Genomic DNA, 19,203 nt, shown 5'->3' with positions numbered 1-19,203 from the left:
CCATGCTTCCGCGGGGTGTTCTGGGGGAGCGTGCGTACGCGTCGACGGAACACGGGACAGCGCCTGCGGACACCTCGGTACCGCATACCCCGCCGCTGGAGAAGTTCGTCGACCCGCTGCCCAGGCCGATGACGGCGATCTCGGATCCTTCCGTCTAGCCGGGCGCCGACTACTACGAGGTCACGATGCGGCAGGGCTCGTGGCGCTTCCACCGGGATCTCGGGCCGGCGACCGTGTGGGGGTACTGGGCCAGGAACCCGCACGATCCCCGCAAGGCGATCGGCATGGGCTATCTCGGACCGACCCTCAGCGTGACCAGGGACCACCCGACGGTCGTCAAGTGGCGCAACGAACTGCCCACCACCCATCTGTTCCAGTTCGTGATCGACGGAATTCGCAACGGGGACCCCCAGCTCGCCCCGATGGCTCCCCCTCCGTACGAGAGCATGCCGCCGTTCCCCCCGAACATCAACGTGTGGAACGTCGTGCACCAGCACGGCGGTTTCACCGCACCGCAGTCCGACGGCATGCCGCTGCAGTCGTACAGCCCGGACGGCTTCCATGCCGAGTCCTACACCACCCTGGACCCGAGCCGGGTCAAGCCCAACGAAGCGATCTGCGGCTACACCAACCACGACCGTTCGTGCATGCTCTGGTATCACGATCACGGCATGGGGATGACCAGCGTCAACGTCTATGCGGGCCTTGCCGGTCTCTACCTCGTCCGTGACCCCGCCGACGAGCGGCTCGGGCTGCCGCGCGGCGAATTCGAGGTCCCCCTCATCCTGCAGGACCGGACCTTCCACCGGGACGGCTCACTCGCCTACACCATGACGCAGAGGGAAGGCGAGGACACCCCGGTCGTCAACGGGAAGGCGTACCCCTTCCTGGCCGTCGAGCCGCGACGCTACCGGCTGCGCATCCTCAACGCCTCGAACGAGCGTTTCTGGCGGCTGAAGTTCGACGTTCCCAGGGACGTACTGCCTCAGCCCACACTGCCGTTCTGGCTGATCGGCACCGACGGTGGTTTCCGGGCTCCCCTGCCCATGCTGAACTTCCTGATCTCGCCGGCCGAGCGGTACGACCTGATCGTGGACTTCAGCCAGATGCCCATGGGCACGAAGATCACCTTGACGAACTACAACGCGCCGGTCCACTACCCCGCCGGCGGCGGCCCGGAAATCTCGGAAATCATGCAATTCCGGGTCACCGAACGACTGTCCGGAGGTGTGGACGAGACGACGCCGCCCGAGGAACTCGAACTGCCGGTGGTCGCACCCATCAAGCCGAGACGGCACACCCGTCGCCGGCAGTGGGTGCTGTACCAGCATCAGCTCTTCGGCACCATGACGTTCAACGCGGTGCCGTTCATGGAGCCGTCCGAGGACTTCATCGAGGCGGGCTCGACCGAGATCTGGGAGTACATCAATCCCAACCACGACGCCCACCCGATGCACGTCCACCTCGTCAACTTCCAGGTACTGAACCGGCAGCCGATCGACGCGGCCGGCTACCAGGCGGACTACGAGAAGTGGCTCGACGGTGGCCGCGAACCGGAGGACCGGCCGGTGCTGGCGAACTATCTCACCGGCCCGCCGATCCCGCCGGACCCGGACGAAGCGCGGTCCGACAAGGACACGGTCAAGTCCTATCCGGAGACGGTGACCAGAATCATCATCCGGGAATTCAACCCGCCGACGGATGAGATCGCGTCGATCCCGGGCAGCGGCACCGAGTTCCCGGCGACGTACGTCCACCACTGCCACATTCTCGAACACGAGGACGACGACCTGATGCGCCCCTGGACCATCGTCCAGGCCGACGACTGACGCGGTCGACAGGCAGGACGAAACGCAGAAGGCGTCAGTCGTGCGGGACGACGGCGACCGGTGCCTTCGCGTGGTGGAGGACGGCGTGTGCGACCGGCCCGATCCGCATCCCCGAGCGGTTCGGGCGGCGGCGCCGTCCGACCACCACGAGGGCGGCGTCGGCGGACAGGTCCACCAGGGCCGACGAGCCGGTGCCGACGCGGCAGTCCTCGACCACGACGACGTCCGGGTACTTCTCGCGCCAGCCGGTCAGGGCCTCCGTGAGCAGTTCGGCCTCGATCACGCGGAACTGGTCCGCCTCGGCCTGCGGGGGCACCCAGCCGGCATACCCCCAGACCGGCGGCGGCGCCCAGTTACCTGGCGGTCGGCCAGATCTACCTGCTGGCCAACCCGTTGCTCGGCGAGCCGCTGACACCGGAGCAGATCAAGCCCCGGCTGCTCGGCCACTGGGGCACGTCACCGGGCCTCAACCTGGTGCACACGCACCTCAACCGTGCCGTGAAACAGCGGGATCTGGACGCCGTCTGCGTGTGGGGCCCGGGCCACGGCGGCCCCGCCGTCCTCGCCAACTCCTGGCTGGACGGCAGCTACACCGACACCTACCCGGACGTCACCCGCGACGCCGCCGGTATGGCGGCGCTGTTCCGGCAGTTCTCCCCCCGGCGGTGTACCCAGCCATGTCGCCCCCGAGACGCCTGGCTCGATCCACGAAGGCGGCGAGCTCGGATACGCGCTCTCGCACGCCTACGGCGCGGCGCTGGACAACCCCGGCCTGCTGGTCGCCTGCGTGATCGGTGACGGCGAGGCGGAGACCGGGTTGCTGGCGGCCTCCTGGCACGGCAACAAGTTCCTCGACCCGGTGCACGACGGAGCCGTGCTACCGATCCTGCACCTCAACGGATACAAGATCGCCAACCCGACGGTGCTCGCCCGCCTGCCCGAGCCCGAGCTCGACGCCCTGCTGCGCGGCTACGGCCACGAACCCCTGTACGTGACCGGCGAGGACCCGATGGCGGTCCACCGGGGGACGGCCGCCGCCCTGGACACCGCCCTCGACCGGATCGCCGCCGTCCAGCGCGCCGCCCGCCGGGACGGCCGCGCGGAGCGCCCGAGCTGGCCCGTCATCGTGCTGCGCACCCCCAAGGGCTGGACCGGCCCCGCCGAGGTGGACGGAGGACCCGTCGAGGGCACCTGGCGCGCCCACCAGGTGCCGCTGGACCAGGTCCGGGACAACCCCGCCCACCTCGCCCAACTGGAGTCCTGGCTGCGCTCCTACCGGCCCGAGGAGCTCTTCGACGAACACGGCCGGCCCACCGAGCAGGTCCTGGCCTGCGTCCCCGAAGGCCGCCGCCGGCCTGCTCCGCCGCCATCTGCCCGACCTGGCGGTCCGGGTGGTCAACGTGGTGGACCTGGCGCGGCTGATGCCCACCGAGGAGTACCCGCACGGCATGCCGGAGCACGAGTTCGACGCCCTGTTCACCCGGGACAGGCCGGTGATCTTCGCGTGCCACGGCTACCCGTGGCTGATCCACCGCCTGGCCTACCGCCGCACCGTCCACCCACAGCTGCACGTGCGCGGCTACAAGGAGTCCGGCACCACCACCACGCCCTTCGACATGGTGGTCCGCAACGACCTCGACCGCTACCGCCTGGTGATGGACGTCATCGACCGCACACCCGGCCTCGCCGTCCGCGCCGCAGCCCTCCGCCAGCGGATGGCCGACACCCGTACCCGGCACCACGCCTGGATCCGTGAGCACGGCACCGACCTGCCCGAGGTCACCGACTGGACCTGGGAGGCCTGACACCGGATCAGCCCGCCCGCACTGCACCCGAGTCCCCGGCGCGGGGACCTTCGGGGCCGTGGGGAGGTCGGCAGGCCCCTGGGCCGGGCGCCCTGCCGGGCCGGAGAGTACCGAATGACAGCGGCTGCGCGAATCCGCGGCCGGTCGCAACGATGGAGGTCGGAGCCATGAACCACGCCGTAGTGGTGGGAGTCGACGGATCGGCGCAGAGCGCGGCAGCCGCCGCCTGTGCGGCGGAGGAGGCCCGTCGAAGCGGACGGGTCCTGCGGATGGTCCATGTCGTGGAGGGGGAGGGCGGTGCCCTCGCCCCGGCGGGGCAGCCGGAGGAGCGGCTGCCGGAGGGGGTGACCGGGATCCGCGACCGGACAGCGGCCGTGCTGCCGGAGCTGGAGACCACCTGCCGGCGGATGACCGGCAGGCCGGCGTACGTGCTGGCCGCCGCGGGGGAGCGGGAGGGCCTGCTCGTCCTCGGCTCCTGGGGGCTCGGCGGCGTCGCCGGCCTGCTCGTCGGGTCGGTCGGGCTCCGCACGGCGGCCCACGCCCGGTGCCCCGTCGTCCTGGTCCGTGACGGCGCCGACGACGCTGTCAGCGGCCGAGGCGAGGTCGTGGTGGGTGTGCGGGGCGAGCGGCCCTGCGACGCGGTGCTCGCCTTCGCCTTCGACCAGGCGGCCCGGCGCGGCACCGTCCTGCGGGCGGTGGAGGCCCGGACGTCCGACTCCGGCCCGTACGTGACGCGGGCTCCGCTGGACCAGCAGGCCATCAGGGCGAGGCGGGCCGCCTGGTCGGCATCGTGAGCCGCAGTGATCTGCTGCGCGTCTTCCTGCGCCGCGACCGGGCGATCCGCGAGGAGATCCGGGGCGACCTTCTTGCCGGCACGATGGGCATCTCCCCGGACGCGCTCGACGTCCGGGTGAACGAGGGCCGGGTGACACTCGGCGGCACCGCCGAGTACCGGAACCTGCTGCCGGTCGTGGAGCGCCTGTGCCGTGGTGTGGACGGCGTGGTCGCGGTCACCAGCCGCCTGGACGGCCTGGCCGCCGATATCCGTTCCGCGCACACGGGCAGCTGACCCGCACGGCCTCCTGCCGGACGAGGGCCGCGCCCGGGATCCGGCCGGGCGGAGACGAGTTGGGCTCCGACCGCACCAAGGTCGGTCGTCCGGCATCGGCTCCTCGTGCCTCGCTCGGAAGCCGGCCCGGTAGTCCGCGAACCCGGCGGATGATCACTGCCCGGCCGGGGCCGGCTCGCGCACCATGAACACGTCCACCGGGTCCTCGGTCTCGAGTGTGAATCCGTGCCGCTCGTACAGCCGTCGGGCCGGACTGCCCTGCAGCACGTTCAGCCGGACCGGGGTGCCGGCGCGGTCGCACCGCTCCAGCAGCCCGCGCAGCACGGCCGCGCCGATGCCGCTGCCCTGCAGGTGCGTGGCCAGGTAGAAGTGCTCCAGCCAGTGGGCGTCCTCGGCGGGTCGCAGCGACACGCAGCCGGCGAACGCGCCGCCCACCTCGATCACCCAGGTGTGCGCCGGGTCGAACCCGTCCCGCAGGCGCTGCCGCACCCGCTGTTCGTCATATCGCCCGAGCCGCTCCAGATCTGCCCGCAGCACCGTGGCGCGCAACTCGGCCACCGCCTCGACGTCCGCCACCGAAGCGGGCCGGATCTCCCAGTCCACCATGATCGTCAGGCTACCGCGCCAGGTTTCCATGGCGTTCGACCCGGAGGAAACCGAGGGGGCCGGCGCCCCGTCGTGATCGATCGCCTCTGGCGCTTCGGCGGCACGCCACTAATATGAGTGCTCCTCATGTTCAGTGAAGGAGGCAGTCATGCCGGATCGTCTCGACCTACCAGCAGGGTTCCGCTGGGGAGTGTCCACCGCGGCCTACCAGATCGAGGGGGCAGTGGACGAGGGCGGCCGAGGGCCGTCCGTCTGGGACGTGTTCGCCGCCCGCCCCGGGGCCGTCCGCGACGCCCACACCGGCCGGGTCGCCTGCGACCACTACCACCGCTACACCGAGGACATCGCGCTCATGCGCGGCCTCGGCCTGGACGGCTACCGGTTCTCGATCGCCTGGCCGCGGGTGCAGCCCACCGGCGCCGGCCCGGCCAACCCGGCCGGGCTGGACTTCTACGACCGCCTGGTGGACGCCCAACTCGCCGCCGGGATCACCCCGTTGCCGACACTCTTCCACTGGGACCTGCCACAGGCCCTGGAGGAGGAGGGAGGCTGGCTCGCCCGCGACACCGCGCACCGCTTCGCCGACTACACCGCGCTCGTGGTGGACCGGCTCGGGGACCGAGTACCGGCCTGGATCACGCTCAACGAGCCCTTCGTCCACATGGTCTACGGCTACGCGCTAGGCATCCACGCCCCCGGCCGCGCGCTGATGCTCGACGCCCTCCCCGCCGCCCACCACCAGCTGCTCGGGCACGGCCTCGCGGCCGCGGTCCTGCGCGAGCACGGCCGCGAGGTGATGATCGCCAACAACCTCACCCCCGTGTGGCCCGCGAGCGAGGCGGACGAGGACGTGGCGGCCGCCGCCGCGTACGACGCCCTGCACAACCGGCTGTTCACCGACCCGCTGCTGCTCGGGAGCTACCCGGACCTGTCGGCCTTCGGCGTCGGCGCCGACCTCGGTGGGTGCGTACGTCCCGGAGACCTGGAGCTCGTCGCCGGCCCGGGACTGGACGGGCTCGGCGTCAACTACTACAACCCGACCCGGATCGGCGCCCCTACCGATCCCGGCCTCCCCTTCGCCGAAGCCCCGATCGAGGGCGTACCGCGAACCGCCTTCGGCTGGCCCGTCGTCCCCGACGGCCTGCGCGAACTCCTGGTCGGGCTGCGGAAGTCCTACGGCACCGCCCTGCCTCCCGTGACCATCACCGAGAACGGCTGCTCCGTCGCCGACGAGCTCGGCCCCGACGGCACCGTCCCCGATCGGCCGCGCATCGACTACCTCGCCGGCCACCTCGACGCCCTCGCCGAGGCGGTCGCCGAAGGAGTGGACGTCCGGGGCTACTTCACCTGGTCGCTCCTCGACAACTTCGAGTGGGCCGAAGGGTTCACCCAGCGCTTCGGTCTGGTGCACGTCGACTTCGACACGCAGCGCCGTACCCCGAAGGCCTCCTACACCTGGTACCGCGACCTGATCGTCGCTCACCGCACCTGTCGTACAAGGTAGTCGGCCTCCCGGTCGCTGCGGGCTGTATGGCCTCTTGGCAACGGCCGAGGGGTCGTCCGGATGGCGGGGCTCGCAGTAGCGCGCCCGGGTACTGAGCACAAGACAGGGTGTTCGACGAGTCCGCAGCCCATCGTCAGTGGTTCAGCCGTGGGCCGTCGCGCGGGGTCGGGCCGCCTTGCGACTTCGGGGACGCTCGCCACCGCGCGCCCGTCAGCGGTGATCGTGATCTTCGCGCGTCCGCCGGCACACCGACACTGCTGCTTGCGTGGGCGGCTGCCTGCGACACAGTGCGGTGCATCGCACTGTGAGACGGGGCGCCAGGCACCGGTGGGTCGCAAGGCGGCCTACCGGTGCCTGGAGCGTCGGCGTGGTCGCACTCAGGCGAAGAGTTCGCCGAGCAGCGCGGGATCGATGGTGATGGGGGCCGGGCGGTAGGCGGGTGGCTGCGTGCCCATCAGCTCGCGCACCAGGAAGTCCCAGCCGTGCTTGCGGACGTAGGCCAGGCAGTCGATGAACGTGTGCTCGGCGCCCGGCACGATGAGCAGCTCGAAGTCCTTGTCGGCGGCGATGAGCCGGTCGGCCAGCCGCAGGGTGTGGTCCGGGTGGACCCGGTCGTCCATCTCGCCGTGGACGAGCAGCAGCTTGCCCGCCAGCCGGTCCGCGAGGTCCACGTTGGAGGCCCGGGCCCAGGCCTTCGGGTTGTCCGCGCCGTCGTAGGTCTCCACGAAGTCCAGGCTGAAGGAACGGGCCTCGTGCGAGCCGGAGAGGGCCACGCCGGCCTTGTACACCTCGGGGAAGTCGAGCATCGCCCGCACGGTGGCGAACCCGCCGCCGGAGTGGCCGAACGCGCCCACCCGGTCCAGGTCCATCCACGGCCGGGTCTCGGCCAGCTGGCGCAGCGCGGCGACGTGGTCGGCCAGGCAGCCCGCGTCGGCCAGGTGGCCGTAGGAGGCGTCGTGGAAGGCCTTGCTCCGGCCCGGGGTGCCTCGCCCGTCCAGTGCCACGACCACGAAGCCGAGCGCCGCTATGGGTTCCGCGTCGAGGCCCATGCCGCCGGGGTCGAAGCCCGGGTCGACCCGGTTGGTCTGTGGGCCGGGGTAGATGTTGTCCACCACCGGGTAGCGCCGGACGGGGTCGAACCCGCGCGGGTGGTACAGCACCCCGTAGATGTCCGTCACCCCGTCGGCCGCCTTGACGCGGAAGCGTTCCGGCGGCGTCCAGCCGGTGGCGGTGAGCTTGCTGATGTCGGCGCGCTCCAGCTCGACCAGCACCCGCCCGGCCCAGTCACGGACGCGGGTCACCGGCGGGGTGTCGACGGTGGACGCGGAGTCGATGAAGTACTCCATGGTGTCCGGCAGGGTGACGACGTGGTCCAGATCGTCGTCGGTGACCTTGGCGAAGCCGGAGCCGTCCAGGCCGACCCGGCACACCGTGCGTCGGTACGGGTCCTCTGCGACCAGCCCGGAGGCGGTGAAGTACACCACCCGCTCGGCCTCGTCGACGTGCAGAATCTTCCGTACCGCCCACTGCCCGGAGGTGACCTGCCCGAGCAGTGCGCCGGTGCGCAGGTCGTACCGGTACAGGTGGCCCCAGCCGTCCCGCTGCGAGTACCACAGGACCTCGTCGGCCAGCACCCGCACGATCGGCGGCTCGTAGCTCCACTGGTTGGGCTCGACACGGGTTTCCCCGGTCTCGCTGAGCACGACGGTGACCTCGCCGGTGGCCGGGTCGAGGCGGTGCAGCGAGAGCGTGTGTCGGTCGCGGGGCTGGGCGAGGTAGTACACCGCCGAGCCGTCCGCGGCCCACCACGCCCACTTGCCCATGACCGGCGACAGCATCGGCGTGAGCAGCGGCTCGGCCTGCGAGCGGATCACCGTGCCCTCGGCGACGTCCAGCACGACCAGCTCGGCCGTCGGCAGGTGCTCGTCCCCGGCGTAGGCGTACCGCTGGGTGTGCAGGAGGGGCGCGCCGCCGTCGGCGGGCCTGGCCTCCAGCAGGTGGGTCTGCCGGACACCGCGCTCATTGGTCCGGTGCGTCAGCACCTTCGTCGAGTCGGGGGACCAGGCCACCGCCGGCGGCAGGTACGGCACGCCGAACTTGCGCAGCAGGGTGCCGTTGCCGAGGCACTCCGGGCTGGTGCCGTACGCGTAGGAGGCCTCGCCGTCGGTGGTCAGCGCCCACTCGCGGCCGTCGGACGCCGAGACCGCCCACAGGTCGTGCCCCCGCTGGGACACCGCGACCTTCCTGTCGGGCGACGGTACGTCCAGCGGGTTGCCCGGCGGCGTGAACTCGGCGTGCTCGCAGGTGTAGTCGTCCAGGCGGCAGCGCCAGTACGCGTCGAACGCGACGAACTCCACGGCGTCCCCGACCAGTTCGACGGCCACGAACGGAAGGGCCTCGGGGTCGACCTCCTGCCCGGAGGCGGCGGCCAGCGCGACGGCGAGCAGGGTGTGGTCGAAGACCGGCTCGCGGGTGCCCGCCGCCGGGTCCACCAGCACGAACCGCCTGCCGACGCCATTGCTCACCGCGTACCAGAAGCGGGTGCCTGCGTCGATCCACTGCGGTCTGACCCTGTCGCTGACGACGAGCTCGCCCGGGCGGGCGGGTCGGCGCAGGAGTTGCTCCGCGGCCTGGTAGTTCTGGGTGGTGCTCATTCTCTTCGTCCTTCGTCGGTTTCTGTTTCGGGCATGGTGATGCACGGTGGCGCCATCACGGTGAGGTCGGCGGGCAGCCGCAGCTTGATCCGGACCACGGCGGTGTCGTCGCCCGCGGCGACGGGCAGCCGCACCGATGGCCCGGCCCCCGTCGTTCCTAGAGATCGAGTTGGTACTCGAATGTCATGTGCGTCGGCGCATAGCCGAGCGCGTCGTTGATGTGGCGCATGTACGGATTGCTGTCGGCGGTGTCGGTGAGCAGGCCGCGGAGGTCCGGGTGTCGCAGGTGGGCCTCTCGGATCGACGCGGCCTTCATCCAGCGGCCGAGGCCGTGCCCGCGATGCTCGGGGAGGACGCCGGTGCCGTAGTGCTGGCCGTCACCCTTGCCGTCGCCGGGGACGACCAGTTCGGTGAACCCGGCGATCGAGTCGTCCGACTCGTCGATGGCAACAACGGTGTGCAGCAGGTCGCCACGCTCTTCGACAGCCGCCGCTGCGGCCCGGACCCGGTCCAGGTCCCAGATCACCGTGCCGAAGTCGGTGCCGCCCATCGGCATGTCGTCCATGGCGTGGCGCGACGCGACGAACGTCTCGGCGAGGTCGTCAGGGACCGTGCCCTCCCATGACGCCAGCCGATAGCCGGGATGTGACTGTTCGGTGATCTCGGTGAGAGCGGTGATGTCCGCCTCGGCCAGCGGCAGCCGGGTGAAGGTCAGGGTCAGGACCCTGCGGAAGCCCTGGGCCGGCAGGAACCGGTCGCCGGGAGAGCCGGCCTCGGCCTGGGTGATGACACAGCGCCGGCCGTCCTGGCGTGCGGCGGCGATGGCTGCGTCCAGGAGCCTGGAGCCGGTGCGGTTGCGCCGCTCGGCCGGATGGACATGGAGGTCCAGTTCGGCGAGGTGCTCCTGCCCGGTCCTGGTGAAAAGGCGCAGGAACGCCGACCCGACGGGGATTCCGTCGGTGTCGGATGCCAGCCAAGCCAGGCGGTGGCTGGACGGGCCGCCATCGGGGTCGGTCAGCGCGGTGATGCGAATGGACAAGGTGTCTCCGTCGTAGAGAGGGGGATGAACCGGACTGTGTCTGCGGCTTCCACCTCGGCGATTTGACGCGCTGATCAGTACTCCTCCACGACCTTCCGCAGAGCAGCACTAGGACCGGTCCTGCCGTGGTCCTGTGCCGAACCAGTGGCAGAGCGCTTCTCGCAGCGCGGGCGCGGCGGTGTCGGCGGGTTCGGCACGCTTGGCGGCCCAGGCGACGTGGGCGTCCGGGCGGATCAGCAGGGCGTCGGCAGGCGGGCCATCGGTCTTGGCCATGCGGATGTCGACGAGGTGCTCCCACTCCCGGGCGATCTCGCGGAGTTCCGGACGGTCGGCCAGATCGAGCAGGACGGGCCGTGCGGCGTGCATGAGTTCCGCGATGCTGGTGGTGCCCTGGTCGGTGTGGAGCGTGAGGTCGGGTACGAATGTGCCGGTCAACGCGTCCCGGTCGGAGCCGGGCATCGGGTAGCGGATGTCGGCGCCGGCCACCAGGGCTCCCATCCGGCGCAGCGCCGGCTCGTCGAGGAGAAGTTCCCGGAAGACGTCCCGCAGCGCTTCGGCGGCAGTGTCCTGCCCGCGCCGCAGTGCCGCCTGGGCGCGGGTCTGCAGCAGGGTGCGTGCGCCGGCGAAGTGGCGTTCGTCGTGGTAGGTGTCCAGTAGACCGTCCGGCGCCTGTCCGTGGATGGCGGCGGCCAGCTTCCAGGCGAGATTGACCGTGTCGAGCAGGCCGGCGTTCAGCGCCGCGCCCGTGGCGGGGAAGAGATGAGCGGCGTCCCCGGCCAGCAGGATCCGTCCGGCGCGGTACCGCTCTGCCTGCCGGGCCTGGAAGATGAAGCGTGACAGCCGAAGCGGCTCGCCCAAGGGCACGTGCGCTCCGAGCACGTGGCGGATGCTGTCCTGCAGTTCGGCAAGGGTCATCGGCGTGCCGTCGTCGGATACTTCGGGCTCGTCCTCGACCGTGGAGACGAGCATGACGTCGTCGGTCAGCCATCCGAAGGCGAACACACCGCGGTCCGTTCGCGTGTAACCGGCAGCGATCGCTCCCAGCCCCGGGACCTCCAGGTCGCCGTTGTCGAGCCGGGTCAGCGACTGGTGCATTGTGACCTGTCCCAGCCGGTTCACATCCGGGTGGGTGGTGCCGGGGAATCCGATGCCGGCCAGGTCACGGACCCGGCTGTGCGCGCCGTCGCAGCCCACGACGTAGCGGGCGGTCACCTGGTGCGTCCCGTCGGGGCCGCGGACCTCCGCGGTCACGGTGTCGTCGTCCTGACTGAGGCCCACCACCTCGCAGCCGCGGCGGATGCCGGCGCCGAGCTCGGTGGCCCGCTCGGTCAGCAGACGCTCCAGTCGCGCCTGAGGCAGTTGCAGCGCGTGGAGTGGGGCATCCGTGAGGTGGGTGAAGTTCAGGTGCAAGCCGCCGAACGGGAAGATCGGGGCCGGGTGGGGGTTGGTGCTGGCTGCTTGGAATCGCTCCAGCAGGCCTCGGTAGTGCAGCAGTTGCAGGATCTGCCCGCCTATGCCGTTGGCCTTCGGCGTGTCCCGGGGCTGCGGCTGCCGTTCCAGTACCAGCGGCCGTACTCCGGCCAGGCGCAGCTCGGTGGCCAGCATCAGACCGGTCGGACCGGCGCCCACGATGATCACATCGGCGTCCATCACAAGCCATTCCTTACGTAGTTGTTGGTCGCGTCCCAGCGCCTGGTGGTCCGCGACGACGGCCGACGCATGCTTGGAGGCCCACCGGGCCAACCCGGAGCGCGGGATCGCCCGCACCTGGGCCGTGGGCGAGCCCTCCGACGGCGTCGCCGAGCCGTCCGACGGTCCGGAACTCGGTGCCGGCCGCCTTCGCCTCGACACGGGGGCCGGCGGGCAGCTGGAGAGTCAGCTTCCTGCCGGCGGCACCCATTCGGTGAGCTGGACGACCACTCCGTTGGGGTCGATCAGTCGCACCACCAGCTCGCCCCATGGCTCCTGCTGCAGGGTCACGGCCATGCCGGCCCCTTCGTTCCGCAGCCGCTCGTACTCGGCCGCGATGCCGGTGACCGCGAACGACACGATCACGTCGGTCGGCCCTTGGCCTAACCCGTGCTGTTCGAGGTCGCGCCGCACCAGGACGAGGTCGACGGCCGCGTCGTCACGGCAGAGCTCCACGAAGTCCTCGTCGACCACGACCTCACGGAATCCCAGGTGGGTGGTGAAGAACCGGCTGGAGGCGGCGGGATCGGTGACCGTCAGGAACACCGCGGAGGACACGACGTTCATCGCGCATCCCTCTCTCGTGCTCGATCGTTGGAATGGATCAAGCTTCGGGCGCGGCGGTGCGGGGAACAACAGCGACTACCGCAACGGTCGTTAACCCCAGGGTTGACGATCTCCACTCTCACGCAGCACCGGCGCCTGCAACGCAGACGGTGAGGGACTTGCCTGCACGATGCCCCACGCCGCCGCTTCCTCCGCGCGTCATTCGAAAAGCTGTAGGTCATCGAGCCGCAGGACAGTTCACCAGCACGCCTCAGTCGGGCAGCGGCCCCAGGTCGCGTACGACGCGGGCGAAGGAGCGGATCATCTCGTTCTCCGACTCGGTCCGCCACACCAGCGAGTACGCCAGCAGCTCCAGCCCCTTGACCGGCAGGTAGACGATGTCCGGGCGCGGGTAGTAGCGGGCCACATGCACCGGGAAGAGGGCGACCGCATCCCGCATGCCCACCGTCATGAAGATCTCCTCGATGTTGTTCACGACGGCGCCCCGGTCGATGAACCGGCCTTGGGGCGTGTGCTGCGGAACGTAGTGGTCCATCCAGTAGTCGGGCGACGGGTTGACGCTCACGTGCTGGAAGTCGCTCATCTCCTCCAGGGTCACCGAGGACCACCGCGCGAGCGGATGCTCGTGGTCCACAGCCAGAGCTCTCGGCTCGGAGAAGAGTGTGGGACCCACGGTCAGGTCGGGCTCGTAGACGGCGGGCCAGGTGACCAGGATGTCGGCCTCCCCGTTGCGCAGTTGGGCGAAGGGGTCGGCGTAGGCCGACATTCGCAGCCGCAACTCCCACTGCGGGTGGCGGGCGCGAAAGGTGTCGAAGTACCGGCGCAGCTCCTGGATGTTGGCGGGGAACAGGCTCACCCGGAGCGTGCCCGTCTTGCCCCGGGCGGCCAGCCGAGCCCGCTCCAGACTCTGCGTCAGCCCCTGGTGCACCACCCGCAGATCATCCCGCAGTTGCTCACCGAGCGGCGTCAGCCGGACGTTGCGGCTGTCCCGGGCGAACAGCTCCGCACCGATGGAGCGCTCCTGCTTCTTGATCGCCTGGCTGACCCGTGCCCCGGAGACGTGCAGACGCTCCGCAGTCCGGCCGAAGTGCAGTTCCTCGGCCAGGGTCAAAAAGATCTCGATGTCACGCAGCTCCACGTGCCCCCACCTCCCCCATAACGTCCACACGGCGGACCGCCATGACTTATCATTCCAGGCCCGCACGTGCCAACAGACCCCGAGCCGGGCAGGACACACTCAGTGGACGTTAAGTCCGTTTCTGGTAGCGGCCGCGTCCGGGTTGGGTGAGGAAGCCTTGGCGAGTGAGGCGTCCGAGGCGGCTGCGGGTGATGTTGACGGACGCCTCGTCGGTGGGCATGCCGAGGAGTTCGTGCAGCTCGCGTGCCCGGAATGCGTGGGCGGGGTGCTGGTTGAAGGCGTTCACGATGGCCTGGTAGGTGGTGTTCGTCTCGGGCGGTTCGGATTCGGTTCCTGCCGGCGTGACCTCCATGATGATCTTTCGGGTGGTGGCCAGGTCCGTGAGCCGCGCTTCGGTCTGGGTCAGATCGGCGGCGAGCTCTTCGATCCGGGCGCGTAGTTCTGCGGCCCGGGCGGTGGCCTCGTCCTGCCGGCTCTGGAGGTCTGCCAGGAGTTCGGCGACGTTCACGCCGCCAGTCCGAGGGTGTCGCGCCAGGCCGGGGCCGGTGTGGTGAGGCGGCGGGTCATGTTCGCGGTGGAGGCCCAGTAGACGCGTGAGGCGGAGTTGTCGGGCCGGTGGTCGTACTCGCGGGCGAGGCGCCGATGCAGCATCAAGGTGCCGTTCGTCTGCTCCACCACCCACCGTTTCGGCTGCGGGACGAAACCCTTGCCCTGGTCGGCCGGGTTGCGGCGGACGACCTCGACGTCGATATCCAGCAAAGCGCCGTGGATGACGACCTCGTCCTTGAAGCCCTGGTCCACCAGAGCCTTCTCCAGACGCATCCCGCACCGCTCGGCGACCTGGTCGAGCAGGGCGGTGCCGGCGGCGTTGTCGTGGGCGGAGGCGGCCAGGACGACAACGCCGATGATCAGCCCCAGGACGTCCACGGCCAGTCCCCGCTTGCGCCCCGACACCTTCTTGTTCGCGTCCAGCCCCGTCGTGGTCTTCGGGACGCCGGCGGCCGCCCGGACGGACTGGGTGTCGATGATCACGAGGGACGGGTCCTCTAATCGGCGGGCTCGCTCCCTCACCTGGCAGCGCAGGAGTTCCTGGATCCGCTGGTCGAGCCCGTCCTGGCGCCACAGGCCGAAGTAGTAGAACACCGCCGACCAGGACGGCAGGTCATGGGGCAGGTAGCGCCACTGACAGCCCGTCCGGTTCTGGTAGAAGATCGCGTTCACGATCTCCCGCAGATCGCAGGACCCCGGATCCCCGGTAGCCGACCGCGCCACCCGGTCCTGCTTCCAGGCCGTGATCATCGGCTCGATCAACGCCCACTGCTCGTCCGATAAGTCGCTCGGATACGCCCGTCTGTCCATGCGCCGCAGAACATCACCCGAACCCCGGCTGGCACGCCAGTACGGTCGACGTTCACACGAACGAGCGATCACGAACCGAAAGAAAAGGGACTTAACGTCCACTCAAGACCACACGGCGCCTGGAAGACCACCATCCAAAGCCGATGGGTGGTCGAGCTTGATTCGCCTGCGGCGACCGCGCTGGTCAGTGGCGCTGCCGGTTGACCACTGGACGAGCCCGGCGCCCTTCCAGCAGGTGGCGCTCGGCAGCGACGGTACGCAGAAGGACCTCGCGGTGGCCTGACCCGTCCGGTGCGGCACCGCCGGCCGACCGCTGCCCGCAGATGCGCCGGCCGGACATGTTCGCCCACGCCGTTCCGCCGGATGACGGCGGTGTCACGGGAAGTGCTGGAGAGCGTCGGGTGGCCGGTCGACTCGGTGGGGGCCTTCTCGGTGTGGTCGGTCAATGCAGGATCTCGACATACCCGTCGGTTCCGTGCACGCGGATCCGCTGCCCGTCCCGGATCAGCCGGGTGGCCTGGTCCACGCCCACGACGGTCGGCAAGCCGTACTCCCGTGCGATCACCGCGCCATGGGTCATCAAGCCGCCCACCTCCGTCACCAGGCCCGCGATGGCGACGAACAGCGGTGACCAGCTGGGGTCCGTGTGGGCCGTGACCAGGATGTCGCCCGCTTCGAGATCGGCCTGCGCCATGTCGAGGATGACGCGAGCCCTTCCCTCGATGGTCCCGGCGGAGACCGGTAGGCCGATCAGGGCGCCGGCCGGCACGTCGTCGCGCCGGTACGCGCCGGCGACGGCCTCGCCGTCCGAGGTGAGTACCCGGGGCGGTGTGAGTGCCTCGTACGACCGGAACGCTTCCTTGCGCCCCTGGATGAGCCGGCCGTCCACCTGCTTGGTGCGCACGACGTCGTGGAACTCCTGGAACGTGAGGTAGAAGACGTCCTCCGGCTCATGGAGAACGTCGGCCTGCACGAGGCGCTCGGCCTCCTCCAGCAGGGACTGCTTGTAGACGAAGTAGCGGCTGACGATGTTGTACTTCGGGTACTCCCGGTACCCGATGAAGGTCCGGACCCGGTCGATCATCCGTTTGGTCTCGTCGGCTTTCCGCTCCCCGTCCGGCAGGGCCCGCAAGCGTGACAGCACGTCACGTTCCTTCCTCTGCGCCTCCTGCAGCCCGTGCTCGAAGCGCCGTTCGGCTGCGCCCGGCGCGAAGAGCCTGACGTTGTCGAGGATCACGGGCACGAGCGTGCTGGGGCGCTCGCGCCAACGCGGCCTCGTGATGTCGATCTCGCCGACGCAGCGCATGCCGTACCGGTCGAGGTAGGCCTCGACAGCGTCGCGCGCCTCGGTTCCGCCCGGGAGCTTCGCCAGCTCGTCCAGGAAGCCCTCGTCCTGGACGCCCTGCAGGAACGCCACCACCTCCGGATGCGGGCGGATCACGTCGGCGACGTCGAGTAGCGCCAGTCCCATTTCCGACGTGACGTTGTCGGGGGCGGACAGCGTGAGCGTGTCGGCCGCGCTCTTCTCGCCCAGCCACTCCTGCAGTGTGTCGTTGAGCCACCAGGTGGCCTCCATCCCCGCCATGATCGCCTGCATGTTCAGCGGATCACTGAGGACTCGCTTGTGCTCCTCGAAGGCGCCCAGCAGGAAGTCGAACAGCGCCGGCCCGGTCTTCGTCCGGATATCGCGCCGCAGGGCGGCAAGGGATGCCCGGCTGCGCGCGATCAGCTCGGTGACGATGGCCGGATCGGTCTCGATCGGAGCGGGCGCGCCGCCGGCCGGCGGACCCCCGTGCCCTGCCGGACCCGCGTCCGGGAGCGACGGAACGAAGTCGTCGCGGTCGAGGACGGTCTCCAGCGCGTCCCTGACCAGCGGATCCCCTCTCCCCACGAGGTCCAGCAGGCCGGCGCGGCTCGCGGGCGAGGCCAGGCGCCCGGTGACGTCGACGAACAACCTCCCGCCGGCCTCGTGCATCGGCACCATCGCCGTCAGCTGCCACATGGACAGCCCAAGGGGCTTCATGGGGTCGGTCATCATCTGCTGATGGCCGACGGAGACGTAGACGTGATTCTCCTGGTCCCCGGCCCGGGGGATGGGGAACAGCGTAGTGATCGGCCGGCTCTGGACGATCCGGAAGTCGTCGTCCACCAGGCACCATTCGATGTCCTGCGGGTGGCCGAAGTGCGCCTCGATCCGTCGCCCGAGCTGCACCAGCCGCACCACCTGAGCGTCAGTCAGCGCTGGCTGCTCCTGCCGCTGCAGGTCAATCGCCACCTCCTGCGTACCGCCGGCCGGCAGGGCGTGAACGGCGCGCAGTTTGGTGGCGATCGCCTTGGCGATCACTTCGCTGTTGCGCACCTTGAAGACGTCCGGGTTCACGAGACCGGAGACCAGAGCCTCGCCGAGGCCGAAGCCGGCGTCCACGGCGGCGACCTGCCGGTTGCCCGTGACGGGGTCGGCCGTGAACAGGATGCCCGCCGCATGAGGGAAGACCATCCGCTGCACGACCACGGCCATCTGGACCGTGCGGTGGTCGATGCCGTTACGCTGGCGATAGGTCACGGCTCGCTCGGTGAACAGCGAGGCCCAGCACCGGCTGACGTGCCGGAGGATCGCCGCCGGCCCCACGACGTTCAGGTACGTGTCCTGCTGGCCGGCGAAGGAAGCCATCGGCAGGTCCTCCGCCGTCGCGCTGGACCGGACGGCGCAGGCGGCCTGCTCGCCGAGCCGGGCGAGCGCGTCGGTGACCGCCGCCGCGAGATCGCCCGGGACGGCGATCCCCTCGATGGTCCGGCGGATCTCCGCGCTGAGCGCGCGGATCGCCTGCCGGTCGTCCGGGTTCAGGCGGGACAGCCGATCGAGCTGATCGTCGATCGACGGCGCCTCCACCATGATCCGCCGGAAGGCGTCTGTCGTCACGCAGAAGCCGGCCGGCACGCGGATGCCTTCGATCCGGGACAGCTCGCCCAGGTGCGCGCCCTTGCCGCCGACGATCGCGACCTGCGTCTGGTCGACCTCTTGAAGATCGCGCGTGTACTGCTCGGTCATCGCGATGCCTCCGAGGCCGTCGTGTCCCGGCGCACCGCACTGGCCGATCGCATCGCCGGCGGTTCCAACCCTGTCGAACCGCCTGTCGGGCACGTCCTCATCCCCGGTTGCCTTCCCTCCGACGAATCGGCCGGCCGCCTGGCTCGGTCGCGCGGCGCGTACCCCCGCACGTCTCCCCGGACGCCCGCAACCGCACCGCCGGTCCCACCACTCGTCCGGCGTCACTGCGTCCTCCGTGCGTCGACAACAAGACCCTCACGTCGTGCCCTCATTTCCGCAGGTTGTGGCCTCGGCCAATGATTCTGCGCCGTGACCGGGGTCTTGCCGCAAGCCCCCCGGTGCGCTATACGTTAAGAGTGGCAAGGAGCGACGGATCTCCTTGCCTTTGCCTTTGCCTTTGCTTTTGCCGTCCGCTGGAACTGACAGGCTGCTCGCTGAGCGGCGGCGCGCCGCTTACGGCGACACGCGCCGCTGGCCCGGGCGAATGTCCCATCGGCTTACGGATGCAACCGCGGAACCAAGAGTTCCTTTCCCTGTCGGCAAGGCCCGAACGCCGTCGAACGCGTCGCCATCCCGCGGGAGGTCGTCACCCCACGCGACTGCTGGGCCGAGTTCGCCAGCTCATCACTCTCCGCCTCGATGTCGGGGACTGCTGCGTAGCGACGGAGGCGCGCGTTGCTGGAACGAGCTTGACCATCGTGTCCGTCAGGGCGGCCTCTGCCGGCCACACCGACGGATACGATCACAGTCTGTCCGACGGGCTGAGGGCTACCACCAGCGCTTCGGGCTGGTGCACGTCGACTTCGAGACGCAGCGGCGGACGCCGAAGGCGTCGTACGCCTGGTACCGCGACCTGATCGCCGCCCACCGGGCCTCCTGGCCACAGTAGTTGAGC

General features: G+C 70.3%; 15 protein-coding genes and 2 pseudogenes. 6 read left to right on the top strand and 11 right to left on the bottom strand.

Going from position 1 to position 19,203, the window contains the following annotated elements:
• Positions 1-185: 185 nt before the first annotated feature.
• Positions 186-1,829 carry a multicopper oxidase family protein gene (locus tag OG871_RS05745; RefSeq protein WP_371494648.1) on the top strand — a complete coding sequence of 548 codons (1,644 nt, stop codon included), beginning with the start codon at positions 186-188 and terminating at the stop codon, positions 1,827-1,829.
• Between the two features lie 34 nt (positions 1,830-1,863).
• On the opposite strand, the gene OG871_RS05740 is transcribed toward OG871_RS05745, so the two are convergent.
• Entirely contained in the window at positions 1,864-2,145 is a 282-nt protein-coding gene (locus OG871_RS05740) for a universal stress protein (protein ID WP_371494646.1), read from the bottom strand.
• A gap of 29 nt (positions 2,146-2,174) precedes the next feature.
• Between OG871_RS05740 and OG871_RS05735 the strand changes: the two are divergent.
• From OG871_RS05735 to OG871_RS05725, 3 genes and pseudogenes are all read left to right on the top strand, one after another.
• A pseudogene (locus OG871_RS05735) lies at positions 2,175-3,634 on the top strand (hypothetical protein); the annotation flags it as partial.
• A 167-nt stretch (positions 3,635-3,801) separates the two neighbouring features.
• The gene (locus tag OG871_RS05730) at positions 3,802-4,428 is read left to right on the top strand and encodes a universal stress protein (protein WP_371494644.1); all 627 of its coding nucleotides are present in this window, start codon (positions 3,802-3,804) and stop codon (positions 4,426-4,428) included.
• Positions 4,425-4,703, top strand: coding sequence for a BON domain-containing protein (locus OG871_RS05725; RefSeq protein ID WP_371494642.1), 279 nt, complete (start codon positions 4,425-4,427; stop codon positions 4,701-4,703). The genes OG871_RS05730 and OG871_RS05725 overlap by 4 nt, the downstream gene beginning before the upstream one ends.
• 153 nt (positions 4,704-4,856) lie before the next feature.
• On the opposite strand, the gene OG871_RS05720 is transcribed toward OG871_RS05725, so the two are convergent.
• Complete coding sequence (locus tag OG871_RS05720) at positions 4,857-5,309, bottom strand: GNAT family N-acetyltransferase (RefSeq protein WP_371494640.1); 453 nt, start codon at positions 5,307-5,309, stop codon at positions 4,857-4,859.
• Positions 5,310-5,457: 148 nt separating this feature from the next.
• Here OG871_RS05720 and OG871_RS05715 point away from each other — a divergent pair, with 148 nt between their 5' ends.
• Positions 5,458-6,813, top strand: coding sequence for a GH1 family beta-glucosidase (locus tag OG871_RS05715; protein ID WP_371494638.1), 1,356 nt, complete (start codon positions 5,458-5,460; stop codon positions 6,811-6,813).
• Positions 6,814-7,190: 377 nt separating this feature from the next.
• Here the strand turns inward: OG871_RS05715 and OG871_RS05710 are convergent, their stop codons facing one another.
• The 9 genes from OG871_RS05710 to rph all read right to left on the bottom strand — a co-directional run bounded on the left by OG871_RS05710 (position 7,191) and on the right by rph (position 18,308).
• On the bottom strand, positions 7,191-9,467 hold the full coding sequence (locus tag OG871_RS05710; protein ID WP_371494636.1) for a DPP IV N-terminal domain-containing protein: 2,277 nt from the start codon (positions 9,465-9,467) through the stop codon (positions 7,191-7,193).
• Complete coding sequence (locus OG871_RS05705) at positions 9,464-9,601, bottom strand: hypothetical protein (RefSeq protein WP_371494635.1); 138 nt, start codon at positions 9,599-9,601, stop codon at positions 9,464-9,466. The genes OG871_RS05710 and OG871_RS05705 overlap by 4 nt, the downstream gene beginning before the upstream one ends.
• Positions 9,602-9,624: 23 nt before the next feature.
• Positions 9,625-10,506 carry a GNAT family N-acetyltransferase gene (locus OG871_RS05700; RefSeq protein ID WP_371494633.1) on the bottom strand — a complete coding sequence of 294 codons (882 nt, stop codon included), beginning with the start codon at positions 10,504-10,506 and terminating at the stop codon, positions 9,625-9,627.
• Positions 10,507-10,614: 108 nt separating this feature from the next.
• Entirely contained in the window at positions 10,615-12,156 is a 1,542-nt protein-coding gene (locus tag OG871_RS05695) for an FAD-dependent oxidoreductase (RefSeq protein WP_371494631.1), read from the bottom strand.
• 225 nt (positions 12,157-12,381) lie between these two features.
• Positions 12,382-12,762 (bottom strand): VOC family protein, encoded by a 381-nt coding sequence (locus OG871_RS05690; protein ID WP_371494629.1) that lies wholly within the window; start codon positions 12,760-12,762, stop codon positions 12,382-12,384.
• A gap of 250 nt (positions 12,763-13,012) precedes the next feature.
• Complete coding sequence (locus OG871_RS05685; RefSeq protein WP_371494627.1) at positions 13,013-13,900, bottom strand: LysR family transcriptional regulator; 888 nt, start codon at positions 13,898-13,900, stop codon at positions 13,013-13,015.
• 109 nt (positions 13,901-14,009) lie between these two features.
• Positions 14,010-14,408, bottom strand: a complete 399-nt coding sequence (locus tag OG871_RS05680; protein ID WP_371494538.1) for a hypothetical protein — start codon at positions 14,406-14,408, stop codon at positions 14,010-14,012.
• On the bottom strand, positions 14,405-15,259 hold the full coding sequence (locus tag OG871_RS05675; RefSeq protein WP_371493834.1) for an IS5 family transposase: 855 nt from the start codon (positions 15,257-15,259) through the stop codon (positions 14,405-14,407). The genes OG871_RS05680 and OG871_RS05675 overlap by 4 nt, the downstream gene beginning before the upstream one ends.
• A 442-nt stretch (positions 15,260-15,701) precedes the next feature.
• Positions 15,702-18,308, bottom strand: coding sequence for a rifamycin-inactivating phosphotransferase (rph, locus tag OG871_RS05670; RefSeq protein WP_371494625.1), 2,607 nt, complete (start codon positions 18,306-18,308; stop codon positions 15,702-15,704).
• 760 nt (positions 18,309-19,068) lie between these two features.
• Between rph and OG871_RS05665 the strand changes: the two are divergent.
• Positions 19,069-19,197 (top strand): annotated as a pseudogene (locus OG871_RS05665) (family 1 glycosylhydrolase); the annotation flags it as partial.
• Positions 19,198-19,203 lie beyond the last annotated feature (6 nt).

Origin of the sequence: Kitasatospora sp. NBC_00374 (assembly GCF_041434935.1) — a bacterium.
GTDB lineage: Bacteria > Actinomycetota > Actinomycetes > Streptomycetales > Streptomycetaceae > Kitasatospora.
The sequence above is the reverse complement of the archived record's forward strand: the minus strand, read 5'-3'. Positions and strand labels throughout refer to the sequence as shown.